Origin of the sequence: Cetobacterium sp., assembly GCF_051658645.1 — a bacterium.
In the GTDB taxonomy this organism is placed as follows: Bacteria; Fusobacteriota; Fusobacteriia; order Fusobacteriales; family Fusobacteriaceae; genus Cetobacterium_A.
The window spans coordinates 1-16,019 of record NZ_JBOFMZ010000033.1 but is presented as its reverse complement, the minus strand read 5'-3'; the positions used below and the strand labels follow the sequence as shown (position 1 = coordinate 16,019).

Below are 16,019 nucleotides of genomic sequence, written 5' to 3'. Positions count from 1 at the left end.
TTAGTAACTATTGCCTCAACATAATAACATTCTAAAGAAGTACCTATCTAAATAGTGCTTCAAAATCTCTTATTAACTGCGTTATATTTTTACTACCCTTTAAGTATATCCTGTAATGTTAAAAAAAGCAACTCTTTTTTATAACTTTTAAGTTTTTTATATTTTATATTTTAAAAAAATACATACTTTTTTCTTGTTTGTAATATTTACAATATTTACAGGAAAATCAAGAATGCTACAAACCCAATAAAATCAATGCATATCGAAGAGCCAAAAAAGTTAAAGGTGATAAAAAAGTTGTTAAAGGTGATAAAAAAGTTGTTAAAGGTGATAGAAAATAACTTGATATATTATCACCTTTGTGATATATTTTTTTTGAGGTGATTTTATGAAAAAATTGATAGTTCACAAACCAAATCAATTAATAGAAATTGTTGGAAACCCTATATCTTCTGGAGGATTAGTAGCATATAACTTTTTACTTCATAAGTTTCAACAAGAAAAAACTGACAAAATTATTATTTCTATGAGTGAAATTTTCAACTCTTTGGAAATTTCAGATAAATACGAAGATTTATACAACTATCTTAACAGTTTACAAAAAACAAGAGTTCAAAGTAAAGATGCAAAAGGAAAAGTTTGGGGTAGTTTTAGTCTTTTAGCAGAATACAAAAAAGTAGATGATGGAATTTTCATTCAAATTCCAAATACAATTTTCCGAGCTCTTTGTGGTGATGAAAAAGAAAAAGATTTTTACTATACAACTATAAAATTGTTAGAGCAAACAGCTTATAAATGTTCTTATACAATAATTTTTTATGAAATTTTTAAAAAATATGAAAAAATAAATTTACCAATATATTCTATAGACGAATTAAAAGAAATTACAGGAACAAAAGAAAAATATACCGAGTATAAATACTTTAAAAGAGATGTTTTATTTAAAGTGATAGAAGAAATAAATCGTTTTGATAGCAAATATGACTATTCATTTGAAGAAAAAAAACTTGGTAGAAAAGTAAATGCAATTAAATTTTTAAAAGTTGAAAAAAACGTAATAGATTTACTACTAGATAATGAGTTATCAGAAAAGCTAGTAAAAACAATCGAAAAAGCTCGTAAAAACAGGTTTGTAGACTTAGTTTATTCTCAAAAAGCTATGGATAAAATTATAAAAAAATATGATGAAATAGATGTTGTTAAAGGTTTAAATGAATTATACAAATATAATTCTGAAATTAAGAATTTTTCTAAAATTTTGATTTCTAAAATTGATGATATTAAAAATTCTAAAATAGAATTAATCAAAAAAAAGGTTAAAATTGAAGTTAAATCTGAGGTTGTAGAATCAGTACAATCCGAGTTAGATTTAGAAAAAGAAAAATTATCAATAGTTGTAATGCAGAGTGGATTACCAACAACTAAAAAGATTCATTTGTTCACTCAATTATCAAAAATAGAAACTGTTGAAGAGTTAGAAAAGTTTAGACTTGAAATGAAGAGACACTTCTTATTATAGGAAGTTGTCTTTTTATAGTTTACTTTTTTAAAATTGTCTTGAATACAATAATTACTATAATTTTCATCAATCTCTTTGATTATATTTTCATTTATAAACTCTAACTTTGTTGATTCCTCTTCTAAAATAGTTGCTAAATCTCGTTCTAATTTTTCTATATTACTTGGATTGCTTTTTATTCTAAATAATCTATTTCTAAAAGCTGCTTCAGAGTTTTGAGAATTTATTAACTCGAATAGTGCATTTTCTTGAAAATAAAAATGGATATCTTCTGTAAAAGGTTGTAAAATAAGTCACCACAACCAAACAACCAAAGGAGATATCCAATCATAATTTTAAACCATTCTAATAAAATAATCAACTATTTTTCTAAATTAAATTTAAAAAATTTAGTTTTTTTTCTTACTCTTTTACTCATATATGGGATCATATCATGAAAACGCGAAATAACAAGGTGTCATTCTTCTAATATGATAATGCTTTTGATAAAAATTCATATTTTTTTATTGTATCTAAGATTTTTTTAGGTGACGAACTTTTTTCTATAATATCTAAAAAATCACAATTATCAACTAATTCTAAAAACTGAGTTAAAGCGTCTAAATAATCTTTTGAAACTGTACCACAAAAAGCTAGTAAATACTTTACTGGTTTTTTATCAGGGAAATAAACAGGTTTATCTAGCGCCACTAAGGCCATTCCTGAACGGTTCACATCTTCAGAAAGTTCCCCATGAGGGATTGCTAACAAATTTGTTATTACTATATAGGAACCATGTTTTTCAACTTTATTTATCATCGTTTGAATATATCGTTCGTTTACACATCCTAATTCTACTAGAAGTTCACCTGTAACTTGGATAGCTTCTTGCCATGTTTCAACTTTTTGTCCTAACTTTATAGCATCCGCCTTTATAAAATCTGAAAGTTTTTTCCCTCTCTCTTTTAAATCGTCTACAAATTTCCCCTCTAAAATAGATTTCAAATCTTTTATTAAAAATTTTTTATTATTAATCTCACAATGTTTTGATATGGTATCACAAATAGCTGATAAAGAAACTTTGTCTAAATGTCTTGGAAGATTATATAAATCTAAAGTTTCTATATCCTTATCATTTAAAATAGTATTTATTGAAACTATAGGTATATCTATATCTATGTCTATTGTTGCTAGTGTCGTTACTATCAAATCTATTTTTCTTGAAAAATTTATACTTTTCAATTGATTCAGTGGTATTGTGTCTAATATATTTATATTGTACCTTTGCTTTAACTGTTGTTCTAATAGCTTTGAAGTTCCGTACCCATATCCACAAATTAAAATTATATTCTTAGTTTGTTCTCTTCTACTTTTCCATCTATCTAAAGCGCTTCTAAAATGTAAAGCTATAAAAGATATCTCATCTTCATTCATTGGAATTTCTAAAAATTCATCTAAAACAAGCAAAGCTTCATTTGTATTTTTATACAGTATCGGAAACTTTTCTAAAAACTCCTTCGATATTGAATTTTGTAGCTTCACTCCATTTTTTACTCTATGCAATGCTGGCTTTATATGATTTACAAGCCCATTTATCAAAATTTCATCTTTACTCAAATCAACTTTATGAAGTTTCTTAAACTGTAAAACTATTTTTTTTACTAAAATCTCAATCTCTAACCACTCTTTATATGCCAAATTTGATAGTGAGAAGTTAGTACATCCCAAAAAGTAATCGGTTAATTTTATCAACTCTAAATTTGAAATATCTATATTAAAGTTTATTTCTATTAAAGATATATTTTTTTTTAAAACTTCGTACTCTTTTGTATACTCATAAAAGTTTATGTTATTACTGTTTTTTATATCATTTCCACTTTGAATTCTCTTTATCATGATTAAAATATAGTTTAAAAGTATAAAATATGTTTCATCTGTTATTACTGTATTTAATTGCTTTACAATATAGTTTACAAATTTTTCTATCTCTTGTATATTGATATTTAAATATTTTTCTTTTATGAAGTTATATATATATTTACGCTTTAAATCCTTTTCTAATATAGTATTTCCATATTCGTTTATCAACTTCAATTGAAGATTTCTTAAATTTTGTTCTTCTCCAATTAGCTTTAATCCAACATTAGAAACCTCTAATTTTAATGAATTTTCATTTAATATTTTTTTTATTTCAGCTAACTCTGTTTTTATAGTTGTTCTAGTTAAATCGAATTCTTTACACAATTCAGGTATACATATTTCACCTTGGAATAAAATTTTTATCAGTATTATCAGCTGTCTGTGTTCATTAAAAAAGATCTCTTTAAAGTTAGATTTTATAAAAATATTTATTTCTTCAGTATTCTCATGAAAAAATTCACCTTTACTTTGCTTTTGAATTAAACTAATTCCTTGCACTTTGAAAAATTCATTTATTTTATCAATATCATATCTGATAGTTCTTTCATTTGCTTTTGTAACTATAGAAATTTCTTTTAAATTTGTCATTCCATTTTCTTCAACCAAAAATTTTAAAATTTCATATACTCTTTTATTCATTCACACCCATTCCTTTTAAAAAATAAAAAACATTGTTTTTCAGAACAATTCATATGTTTATTATAGTTTATACACTATATAAAAGCAACAAAACTATTTTATTCATATTTTTTTGAATAAAATAGCTTCTTTTTTTTTATAAAATATAATCATATAATCTATTTAATAATAAAAAATGTAGGAGGGAAGAATGGATATTAAAAATCTTATTGATAGAGATCTTATACTTTTAGACTCTAATTCAAAAACAAAAGAGAGTGTTATTGAAGAGTTAGTAGCTCTTTTAGATAAAAAAGGGGTTTTAACGTCGAAAAATGGGTTTTATGATGATGTTTTATCTAGAGAGAAAGTTTCGCCAACTGGTTTAGAAGATGGATTAGCTATCCCACATGCTAAATCTGACTTTGTTAAAACCCCCAAAATTGTTATAGCTAGACTTAAAAATCATATTGAAAATTGGGAATCTATCGATGAAAAAAATAAAGTATGTTTAGTTTTTCTTCTAGCTATTCCATCAAAACATCAAGGGGATATGCATATTGAGATTCTTAAAAATTTAACAATTTCATTTATGAAAGAAGGCTTTATAGAAAATCTTAAAAAATCTAAAAGTAAGGACGAGTTTTTAGCATTATTGTCTTCAGAAGAGTTATCTTCTAAAAAAATAGAAAAAAATCTGAAAGTTGATTCATCTAAAAAAATAGTCGCTGTTACATCTTGCCCTGCTGGAATTGCTCATACATATATGGCTGCTGAAGGTCTATTAAAAGGGGGAAAAGAGTTAAATATAAAAATCTCTGTTGAGAAACAAGGAGCACTAGGAACAGAGGATGCTCTAACAGAAAAAGAGATTGATGAAGCTGATGTAGTTATTCTAGCTGTAAATAGAAATATAGAAATGGATAGATTTGTTGGCAAAAAACTTTATCAAGTAAAAGCTAATATTGCAATTAAAGATGGAAAAGGCTTAATCTTAGAAGCTCTTGAAAATGCAACAATTTTTGGAACAAAAGGAAGTGAAGGTAGAAAAACAACTCTTGGAAAAACAGAAAATAAAGCTGTTGGTCACATTATGGCTGGGTTATCATATATGGTACCTATGGTTATCGCATCAGGAATCATTTTATCTATCGCAAATATTTTTGCCTTTCAAAAAAATGAACTCGGACAAATTATAAACTGGGGATTTGATAGAAGCACGAACTTTGGATTCTTAATGGCTAAGATGTTTGAGATTGGTCAAATTGGATTTAAATTGATGATTCCACTGTTTGCTGGTTTTATTGCCAACTCTATGGCAGGAAGACCTGCAATTGCTGCTGCTATGATTGGAGCTTATATAGCCAATGACGCCGCATATTTAGGAACTCAAACTGGTGGAGGTTTTATCTCAGCCATACTAGTTGCATTTTTAACTGGATATATTGTTAATCTACTTAAAAAAATAAAATGGCCAAAAATTGTTCAACCACTTTTAGGAATAATGGTAATCCCTGTAATATCTTTATTCCTTGTGACTATGATTGTCACTTTTATGATTGGGAAACCTATTGCTAACCTTATGGATACACTTTACTCAACATTGACATTCCTAAATGACAACTATACTGGAATGCCTATTATTATAGGAGCTATAATCGGTGCTATGATTGGATTTGATTTTGGTGGTCCTGTTAATAAAACAGCTTTAATCTTCGGAGCTGCAGTCTTCACAGATACTGTTGCTAAATATGGAATTCAAGGTGCAAACTTTGTTCCTGGAACAGCTGCTCAAGCTGCTATCTCTGTTGCTCCTCTTGGAATATGGCTAGCCTCTAGAATTTTTAAAAATAAATTTACAAAGCAAGAACATATTTCAGCTGCTTCAGCTTTTGGAATGGGTATTGTAGGAGTAACAGAGGGTGCTATTCCATTTGTAGCATCAAATCCTATTCAAATGATCACTGCATCTGTTATTGGTGGAGCTGTAGCTGGAGGCTTGGCTGGTGCTACTGGCTGTAAATTTTATGGTGGAATCGGATCACCAATAGGAACTTTCATTGGATACATCGAGCAACCAGTTCCATTCTTAACTTGGATTGCTTGTACCTTTGCAGGAATAATAACAACAGCATTAATTATTGGATTCTGGAGAAAATCTATTATTGAAAACGAAAGTGAACTTGAAGAGATTTTAATTTAAGGAAAAGGAGCAAAAATGAAAAAAGTACACGTCTATGCTAATACACATTGGGATTACGAATGGTATTTTACAGCCAATGAATCCATTATTCAGCTTATATATCATATGGATGAAGTTATTGAATCTCTTGAAAAAGGTAGTTTAAATTACTACCTTTTAGATGGGCAGGTAAGTATTTTAGAGGAATATATAAAATATATGCCAAAAAATTTTGAACGAATAAAAAAATTGGTTTCTGAAAAAAAGCTTTTAATTGGGCCTTGGTATACACAAACCGACGAACTTATTATTTCAGGAGAATCTATCGTTCGAAACCTATTTTATGGTATAAAAAGCTGCAAAGAGTTTGGCAACTATTTTAAAATTGGTTATCTTCCAGATTCGTTTGGTCAAACTAAAGATTTACCTAAAATTTTAAATGGATTTAATATTCATAATTTCATATTTTGGCGAGGTCTTCCAAAAGATCTTTGTCCTGATAGAGAGTTTATTTGGGAGTCTGAAGATGGAAGCGAGGTTTTAGCAAGTAATATAAAAAATGGGTATTACTATGGTGGTAATCTTATCTATAATAACGATATTGAAAATGTTGAAAAAACTTTCTTAGATGGGGTATCAAAAGATAATATTTTACTATCTGTTGGTGGAGATCAAAGATATGTCGATTTTAATCTAAAAGATCGAATAGATTTTTACAACAAAAATAGTAAAAGTAATCTATTGTATATCGAAAGTAATTGTGAAGAATACTTCAAAGAGTTAAGAAGTGAAGGTGATTTTAAAAGAGTTAAAGGTGAATTCATCTCTAGTTCAAACTCAAAAATTCATCGTTCTATTTACTCATCTAGATATGATCATAAATATTTAAACGATAAAATTGAACGAAGATTAATTTATCAGTTAGAACCTCTTTTTGTCATAGGACAATCTTTAGGTCTTTCTCCTAAAACTGATATGCTTGAAACCATTTGGAAAAAGTTACTTTTAAATCATGCTCATGATAGTGCCTGTGGATGTAATAGTGACAAAACAAATAGAAGTATAACCTCTAGATTGATTGATGTGGATCAACTATCTTACTCGGCTTCTGATTATATCGTTAGAAAGATTTGTGAATCAATTGAAAGCAAAGAAAATAATGATTTATTTATCTTTAATACTTTGCCATATAAAAGAAATAATCCTATTAAATTAAATATATCAACAAAATCTAAATTCTTCTCTATTAAAAGTGAATATGGAAATGAGATTAAATACAATATTTTGTCTCAAGAAAAAATTTATAGAGGCAGTATCAAAAGAAATGAATCTGAGCATAACCCTGAACTTTACTATTACATAACTACAATACTCATAGAGCATACTCTTTCACCTCTATCTTTAGAACAGATGAAGATTTATGAGAGTGAAAGCTCTAAAATTTTAAGCGATAAATCCTTTGACGAATTCATCGAAGATTCTTTCTATAAAATATATTTCTCTAATGGAAAACTTACACTATTTAACAAAATAACAAATGTCTTACTTCAAGATTTTATAACTTTGGAAAATAGCGGAGATGATGGAGATACTTATGACTACTCTCCACCTGTTTTAGATAGAAAAATACAACACAGTTTCTCTGAAAGTTCTGCTACTTTTAACAACGGTTCTATTTTTAAAAGTTTAGAGATGCAAAGTTATATAAGGTTGCCTTTAAACTTAAAAGATAGAGAGCTCAATATTTTAAATACATATCTAAAGTATAATTTGAAAATTGAACTAAACAATTCAGGAAATATTTTAGTTTATCTCACTGTTGATAACCATACTCAAGATCACAGATTGAGAGCACTCATACATACAGGAGTAGTAAGTAATACATCAATTGCAGATACTCCTTTTGGAACAATTGAAAGATTAAATACTCCTGAAACTATAAATTGTTGGCGTGAGCTTGGATGGAAAGAGGAGCCATCACCTATATATCCATTCTTAAATTTTGTTGCACTAAAAAATAAAGACATCTCAACCTCTGTTCTATCAAAAGGAATAAAAGAGTATGAAATTCTTGAAAATAGTAAAATCGCTATAACTTTATTTAGAAGTGTTGGGTTCTTAGGAAAACCTGACCTTTTAAGACGACCTGGAATTGCATCTGGTCAAGAGTTTAAATATATTCCAACACCAGATAGTCAATTGCAAGAAAAACTAAAATTTAAATTTGCTATAAGATTTGAAGAAAATTCCAGTGTCAAATTTGATGCTAATTCAATCAAAAAAGAATACCAACTCTATGCTGTGACAATACCTTACTATCAAGTTCAAGAGTTGAATCTGTTTACAAACACTTTAAAATATTTTGTAATGCATCCTTTAAAAGATAAATTAAAATCTTTTAAAAACTTAATTGATCTTTCAGAGTGTAGTTTAACTCTGTCGTCTATTTTTCCAATAGATGAATATAGTTATGGTTTGAGATTAGTCAATTTAAATTTTAAAAAGGAAAATGAAGTTATTAAAATAAACTTTGGAAAAAATTATGAAATAATCAATATGCTGTATGAAAAAATTCAATCCAAAAAAAATATCATAAATTCAAAAATTATATTAAACAATATTAAACATGGAGAAATTATAAATCTGAAAATTTATATTTAAATTAATACGGGAGGATTTCTATGAGTAATTTTATGAATTTAATCGAAAAAAAGCTTATGCCTATTGCTGCAAAAGTTGGACAAAATCGGTATTTAAATGCAATTAAAGATGGTTTCGTTTACACAATGCCGTTTTTAATCATCGGATCTTTTATTCTTCTATTGGTAAATCTACCATTTACAGATCCAAAAAATGTTCTTTATATGGAATGGTATAGTAATTTAATGGGGGCTTTCAAAGGAGATTTAGTTCAACCATTCTATGTGAGTATGGGAATAATATCTTTATTTGTTTCATATGGTATTGGAATGTCTTTATCTAACTATTATAAATTAAATGGAACTACTGGTGGATTTTTATCAATGTATGCATTTTTATTAATATCAGCTAAATTAGATTGGTTACCTATTGGACAAGCAGAAGGAGCTTCATCACTATTTCTTATAGGTGAAGGTGGATGGATGCCTGTTATGGATGCTAGATATCTTGATGCTAAAGGTTTGTTCACAGCTATTTTAGGAGCTATAATTGCAATTGAAATCTTTAGAGTTCTTGTGCAAAGAAAATTTGTTATAAAGCTTCCTGATTCTGTTCCACCTGCAATTGCAAAATCTTTCGAACTATTAATTCCAATTGTTGTTGTAACTATTTTGTATCACACTATAAATATTTTAGTTATGAAAAATTTAGGAGTTATGGTTCCAGAAGTTATTCTAAAAACTTTTGCTCCGCTTTTAAATATGTCTGATTCACTTTTATCTTTAATAATTTTACTTTTGATTATACATCTATTTTGGTTTGCTGGACTACATGGAACAAATATTGTTGTTGCTGTTGTTAACTCAATAACTTTATCTAATTTAGCTACCAACCAAGCTGCTCTTCAAGCTGGAGAAACTATTCCAAAAATATTTGCTGGTGGATTTGTGGACTCTTTTATCTTTATGGGAGGTGTTGGAACAACTCTTGGATTAACTTTTGCTATGATTAGAAGTACTAATACACATATAAAATCGATTGGAAAACTGTCTTTACTTCCAGCTATTTTTAACATCAACGAACCTATTATGTTTGGAACACCTATTGTTATGAATCCATTGCTATTTATACCATTCATAACCGTTCCTATTGTAAATGGGACTATTGCATGGTTTGCTACTAAGTATGGACTTGTTTCAAAAATTGTAACTCTTGTGCCGTGGACAACACCAGGACCATTAGCTGCTTTACTTGCTACAAATTTTGATTTTTCTGCTGCTATTTTAAGTTTAGTACTGATATTACTTTCTTACTTTATATATACACCATTTTTAAAAATATATACTAACTCATTAAAAGAAGGAGAGATGTAAACTATGATCAAATTTAATGATAACTTCTACTTCGGTAGTGCTTCATCTGCTACTCAAAGTGAAGGAGCTTGGAATATTGATGGAAAAGGACAAAATATTTGGGACTATTGGTTTGAAACAGAAAGCTTCAGATTTCATAATAAAATAGGTCCTTACGAGGCTTCAACTTTTTATAGAAATTATAAAGATGATATAAAACTCTTGAAAGAGACTGGGCATAACTCTTTTAGATTTTCTATTAGTTGGTCTAGATTATTACCGAATGGTTTTGGGGAAATAAATCCTAAAGCGATTGAATTTTACAACAATGTTATAGATGAGTTATTATCTAATAAGATTGAGCCTTTCGTCAATCTTTTTCATTTTGACATGCCTATGTGTATGCAGAATATAGGTGGATGGGAAAATAGAGATGTGGTTGAACACTACGCTAATTTTTCAAAAATATGTTTTGAAAATTTTGGTGATAGAGTTAAAAGATGGTTTACATTTAACGAACCTATTGTTCATGTTGAATGTGGTTATTTACTTGGTTATCACTACCCATATAAAGTAGACCCAAAATCTGCAGTACAAGTTGGTTATCATACTGTACTTGCAAACGCTCTTGCAATTAAAAACTATAAAGAGTTAAATGGAGATGGAAAAATAGGAATTATTTTAAACCTCTCACCTTGTTATCCGAGAAGTGAGAATAAATGGGATTTAAAAGCTTCATTTATGGCTGATCTTTTTGCTAATAGAAGTTTTTTAGACCCAGCAGTAAAGGGCTATTTTCCAACTGAGTTAATCGATGTTTTTAAAGAACACAATTTAATGCCTGAGTATACAGAAAAGGACCTTAATATAATTTCTGAAAATACTGTTGATTTCTTAGGAGTTAACTACTACCAACCTAGAAGAGTTGCTGCTAGAGCCTCTCTTCCAAATCCTGAGGCTCCATTTATGCCCGAGTATTACTATGACTACTATATTATGCCTGGAAGAAAAATAAATCCTTATAGAGGGTGGGAGATCTTTGAAAAAGGTATCTATGATATAGCTATTAATATTAGAGATAACTATGGAAATATTGAGTGGTTAATATCTGAAAATGGAATGGGTGTTGAAGGTGAAGAGAGATTTTTAGTTGATGGAATAATTCAAGATGATTACAGAATTGATTTTTTTAAAGACCATTTAAAATGGTTACATAAAGGCATCGAAGAGGGTTCGAACTGTATTGGATATCACGTTTGGACATTTGTTGACAACTGGTCTTGGTTAAACTCATATAAAAATAGATACGGTTTAGTTTCATTGGATATTTCTACTCAAAAGAGAACTATCAAAAAAAGTGGAAAATGGTTTAAAGAATTTTCTGATAAAAAGGGGTTTTAAATGAAAAATTATTTAGTTTTTGACTTTGGAGGAACTTCTATCAAATATGGTGTTTTATCTGAAAATGGAGATATCTTAGAGCACTCAAGTTTCAATACCCCAAACACTTTAGAACATCTTTATTCTGAGATTTCTAAAATTAAAAACAATTATAACTATAATTTTACTGGAGTAGCTTTAAGCTGTCCTGGAGCTGTTAACACTGATACAGGCTTTATTACTGGTGTTAGTGCTCTTCCTTATATACACGGTCCCAATATAAAAAAAGAGTTAGAAGAACTTTTAGGACTTGAAGTACATCTTGAAAATGATGCTAACTGTGCTGCTCTTGCTGAAGTTTGGCTGGGTGAAGCAAAATTTAATGATGATGTCGTTTTTATTGTACTTGGAACAGGGGTTGGGGGAGCTATCGTTAAAAATAAACGAATTCATAAAGGTAAAAATTTACAAGCTGGGGAATTTGGAATTATGTATTTTGAAAGTGAAAAAGGTATCTTGGGAACTTGGGGGTCTGTTTCTATTGGACAGCTTACAAGTAGAGTCTCTAAAAAACTTAATCGAAATATAAATGGAGTTGAACTTTTTAATTTAGTTGATCAAAATGAGATTATTTCTAATGAAGTTAAAAATTGGTATAGTGATTTAGCTAAAGGAATTTTGACTATTCAGTATGTTTATGATCCTGAAAAAATTATTATTGGCGGAGGAGTTAGTGCTGATCAAAATATTATCAACAATATTCAGATTAGTGTAACTACTCTTGTAGATAAAATTGATTCTGCAACTATATATCCAGAAATCAAATCTTGTAAATTTAATAATAACTCAAATCTTATTGGTGCGTTATATAATTTTTTACAAAATTCTTAAATCTATAATGGGTTAAGGTAAAATTAAATTTATCAATTTAAGAAATATATAAAGATTTGAAATTTAGTTAATCTAATTTTCGAATCTTTTTTCTTTTATGAAATGAATTTTCAATCTTGCATAGGTGCATTATCCATTTCTACCATCTGGATATTCCTTTTTGAGAGAGTTGTGAATCTTACAAATTTAGAACTTAGTCTTTTATTCAAAGCTTCGTAAGAAACTGAGATATCAGATGAATAACAAATAAATTTTGACAATTAACAAAATAAGTGTTATATTACTACTGAAAGAATTTTTGCAAGCGCTTGCAAAATAAAAAGTGTTTTATAAATGTTTTATTAGTTCTGAATTCAAAAACGGAGGTATAATAATGAATGATGTGTACCCTGTCAAGGGCACAACTTAATTATCAACATTTGTTTCCTTATTATTTTCTCTATATGCTAAGGGAGTTAAGCTCCCTAAATTCTTTTGTAACCTATCTTCATTATAAAATTTAACATAATCAGAAATATCATTTTCCAATTCTATTAAATTAGAGTATTTTTTCAAATAATATTTTTCACTTTTAATATTTCCAAAAAAACCTTCCATTGGACCATTATCTATACATTTTCCAACTCTTGACATACTATGAGTTACTCCTAATCTTTCTAAAGCTTCTTTGTATTCTAAAGATGTAAATTGAGACCCTCTATCACTATGTAAAACAGCATTTTCAGGGATCTCTTTTGTATATGAGTTTTCTAACACTCTCAGTACTAATTCTGTATTTGCTTTATTAGAAAGCGAGTATGATAAAATTGATTTATCATACAAATCAAAAGTAGTACACATATATATTTTCTTATCAACTCCATATTTAAATTCAGTTATATCAGTTAATATCTTTTGTTCTGCCACATCCGCTGAAAACTCTCTGTTTAAAATATTTTCCGCTTTATACTCTGCGGAGCTCTTAATATATCTACCTTTTTTCCGCCTAATTACAGATGAAATTTTAAGCTCATATCTCATTAATCTGTATATTCTCTTAAAATTATATTTTTTATTCATTTGAGAATTAATATTCATAGTCATTCTACGAAAACCATAGATTTTATTAACCGAATGGTATATTTCCAAGATTTTTTCTTTAATAACTTCATTTTCAATTTGACGAGCTGATGATGATTTATTTAACCATTTGTAGTACGATCTTCTATTTAGATTCCATACTCCACAAAGAAACTTTATTGAATAGTTGTTCTCTAAAGCTACATTTTTAATAGCTAAAAATTTTAAATGTAAGCTATTTTTTATATCACTCCCCCTTCTAGCAATTTCAACTTTTTTAGCAGTAGTAACTCAGCTTCAAGTCTTCTATTTTTATCTTCTAATTCTTTATTTCTTTTTTTTAAGATTTCTTCATTTAAAAGCTGCGATTCATCCTTTTTGATGCCTCTATTATCTCCTAAAACACCTTCGCCTGAAAGTTTATACTTTCTAATCCAATCACGAAGTTGTCCCTCGCTAATATTGTTTTCAGTAGCAATTTTTTTTACACTTTTATTTCCGCTAACATTCTGTAAAACCATTTTAATTTTATCATCTTTTGAAATTTTCTCTCTAGCCATAAATTCTCCTATTTTAATATTCCATTTAGGAGTATTATACCACTTCAACCATTTCCTTAAAAGACTATCACCACAAAGATTATATTTTTTAACAATTTGAAGCATTGAAAAATTTCCAGTTAAATAATCTTCTACAGAATTAATCAATATATATGAAGAATAAAGAGTTTTAACTTTTATTTCTTGGAGTGATTCTAATCCCCCATAATCATATTTAATCGACCATCTGTGAATAGCAGTACTTTCAACACCGTACAATCTACAAAATCCTAATAGAGATATATTTAGTTCTCTAAATTTTAAAACAAAAAACATTTTTTCCTCAGCTGTAAATTTAACTCTTTTATTCATATACTACCAACTTTCATATTTTTATTGAATGTTGATAATATATGTGTGCCCTATATGGGTATCATATCAGAACAACTGAGTTCAAAATTATATAAACTTATACCTAGAATTAATTTAACAGATCTTTTAATAGATGTTGCAAATATAACAGGATTCCATGAAGAGTTTATTCATGCATCAACGAATAAAAAACCAGATAACAGTGAAAAAATAACTTTAATAGCAGCTTTAATAGGAATGGGAACAAATATAGGTCTTACAAAAATGGCAGATGCTGCTTCAGGGATATCGTATAAGCAAATGGCATATATTTCACAGTGGAGAATACATGAAGATGCTTTAAATAGAGCTCAAGCTAACCTTGTTAATTTTCATACTAAACTAAATATGTCAAAATATTGGGGTGATGGAACTACTTCATCTTCGGATGGAATGCGTATGCAATTAGGAGTTACATCCCTTCATGCTGATTCTAATCCTCACTATGGAACTGGAAAAGGTGCTACTATTTATAGATTTACAAGTGACCAATTTTCATCTTTCTATACGAAAGTAATTAATACAAATTCTAGAGATGCTACTCATGTTTTAGATGGGCTTTTAAATCACGAAACTGACTTAAATATATTAGAACACTACACAGATACAGCTGGATATACTGATCAAGTATTTGGACTTACTCATCTTTTAGGATTCAGATTTGCTCCTAGAATACGAGATTTATCTGATGTAAAACTATTTTCTTTAAGTGAAACAAAGGTATCCAAAAATCTTGAAAGTATTTTAAAGGGCAAAATTAATGAAAAGATTATAAAAGAAAATTATGATGATGTTTTAAGGTTAGCATCCTCAATTAGAGAAGGAAAAGTTAGCTCTTCACTAATATTAAGTAAATTAGGATCTTACTCTCGGCAAAATAGTATTTCTACAGCGTTAAGAGAGATGGGGAAAATAGAAAAAACTATTTTTATTCTAGATTACTTATCAAATGAGGAGTTAAGAAGAAAAATTCACAGAGGTTTAAATAAAGGAGAAGCTATGAATGGTTTGGCAAGAGCTATTTTCTTTGGAAAATTAGGTGAATTGAGAGAAAGAACTATCCAAAATCAACTTCAAAGAGCAAGTACACTTAATATTATTATAAATGCTATTAGTATTTGGAATACGATTTACTTAGAAAAGGCTGTTCAATATTTAAAAACTATTGAAGAGGTTGATGAGGCTTTGTTAAGCAATATATCTCCACTTGCTTGGGAGCATATTAATTTTTTAGGTGAATATAAATTTGATTCAGATTGTACTACTTCTTTAGAATTTTTAAGAGAGCTAAATATAGATTAAGCATTGAAAATAAAGGGGGCATCAATGGTCAGGAAAATCCTTAGCGTTGTTATTCCGCGTTTTCCTGACGGGCCCCCTTATACAAGGAGATAAGTCTCGGTTCGTTCAAAATGGACCGTGGTTTGCTCAAAGGAGGCGTATACTATACTCTATAACATATTATAATAAACACAGGATTATGCTATAATATACCTTTAGAAGACTAAAACACTAGAACACTAAAAGAG

At 28.4% G+C, this 16,019-nt stretch carries 10 protein-coding genes; 7 read left to right on the top strand and 3 right to left on the bottom strand.

What is annotated here, in order from left to right; translation table 11 throughout:
- Window positions 1-388 precede the first annotated feature (388 nt).
- A complete protein-coding gene (locus tag ACRCZX_RS02660; RefSeq protein ID WP_438581395.1) occupies window positions 389-1,519 on the top strand; it encodes a hypothetical protein in 1,131 nt (376 codons plus the stop codon).
- Window positions 1,520-1,984: 465 nt separating this feature from the next.
- On the opposite strand, the gene ACRCZX_RS02655 is transcribed toward ACRCZX_RS02660, so the two are convergent.
- A complete protein-coding gene (locus tag ACRCZX_RS02655; protein ID WP_438581394.1) occupies window positions 1,985-4,057 on the bottom strand; it encodes a BglG family transcription antiterminator in 2,073 nt (690 codons plus the stop codon).
- 190 nt (window positions 4,058-4,247) lie between these two features.
- Here ACRCZX_RS02655 and ACRCZX_RS02650 point away from each other — a divergent pair, with 190 nt between their 5' ends.
- The 5 genes from ACRCZX_RS02650 to ACRCZX_RS02630 are packed head-to-tail and all read left to right on the top strand — an operon-like array spanning window position 4,248 to window position 12,481.
- Window positions 4,248-6,239, top strand: a complete 1,992-nt coding sequence (locus ACRCZX_RS02650; RefSeq protein WP_438581393.1) for a PTS fructose transporter subunit IIABC — start codon at window positions 4,248-4,250, stop codon at window positions 6,237-6,239.
- Between the two features lie 15 nt (window positions 6,240-6,254).
- Window positions 6,255-8,879, top strand: a complete 2,625-nt coding sequence (locus tag ACRCZX_RS02645) for a glycoside hydrolase family 38 C-terminal domain-containing protein (protein ID WP_438581392.1) — start codon at window positions 6,255-6,257, stop codon at window positions 8,877-8,879.
- 20 nt (window positions 8,880-8,899) lie between these two features.
- The gene (gene celB / locus ACRCZX_RS02640; protein WP_438581391.1) at window positions 8,900-10,231 is read left to right on the top strand and encodes a PTS cellobiose transporter subunit IIC; all 1,332 of its coding nucleotides are present in this window, start codon (window positions 8,900-8,902) and stop codon (window positions 10,229-10,231) included.
- 3 nt (window positions 10,232-10,234) lie between these two features.
- Complete coding sequence (locus ACRCZX_RS02635) at window positions 10,235-11,611, top strand: glycoside hydrolase family 1 protein (RefSeq protein WP_438581390.1); 1,377 nt, start codon at window positions 10,235-10,237, stop codon at window positions 11,609-11,611.
- Complete coding sequence (locus ACRCZX_RS02630) at window positions 11,612-12,481, top strand: ROK family protein (RefSeq protein ID WP_438581389.1); 870 nt, start codon at window positions 11,612-11,614, stop codon at window positions 12,479-12,481. It begins immediately after the preceding gene.
- A gap of 405 nt (window positions 12,482-12,886) precedes the next feature.
- Here the strand turns inward: ACRCZX_RS02630 and ACRCZX_RS02625 are convergent, their stop codons facing one another.
- Both ACRCZX_RS02625 and ACRCZX_RS02620 read right to left on the bottom strand, forming a co-directional pair.
- A complete protein-coding gene (locus ACRCZX_RS02625) occupies window positions 12,887-13,786 on the bottom strand; it encodes an IS3 family transposase (RefSeq protein ID WP_438581396.1) in 900 nt (299 codons plus the stop codon).
- On the bottom strand, window positions 13,783-14,415 hold the full coding sequence (locus ACRCZX_RS02620) for a transposase (RefSeq protein ID WP_438581388.1): 633 nt from the start codon (window positions 14,413-14,415) through the stop codon (window positions 13,783-13,785). Before ACRCZX_RS02620 ends, ACRCZX_RS02625 begins: the two co-directional genes overlap by 4 nt.
- Before the next feature lie 90 nt (window positions 14,416-14,505).
- Between ACRCZX_RS02620 and ACRCZX_RS02615 the strand changes: the two genes are divergently transcribed.
- A complete protein-coding gene (locus tag ACRCZX_RS02615; RefSeq protein WP_438581387.1) occupies window positions 14,506-15,792 on the top strand; it encodes a Tn3 family transposase in 1,287 nt (428 codons plus the stop codon).
- Window positions 15,793-16,019 lie beyond the last annotated feature (227 nt).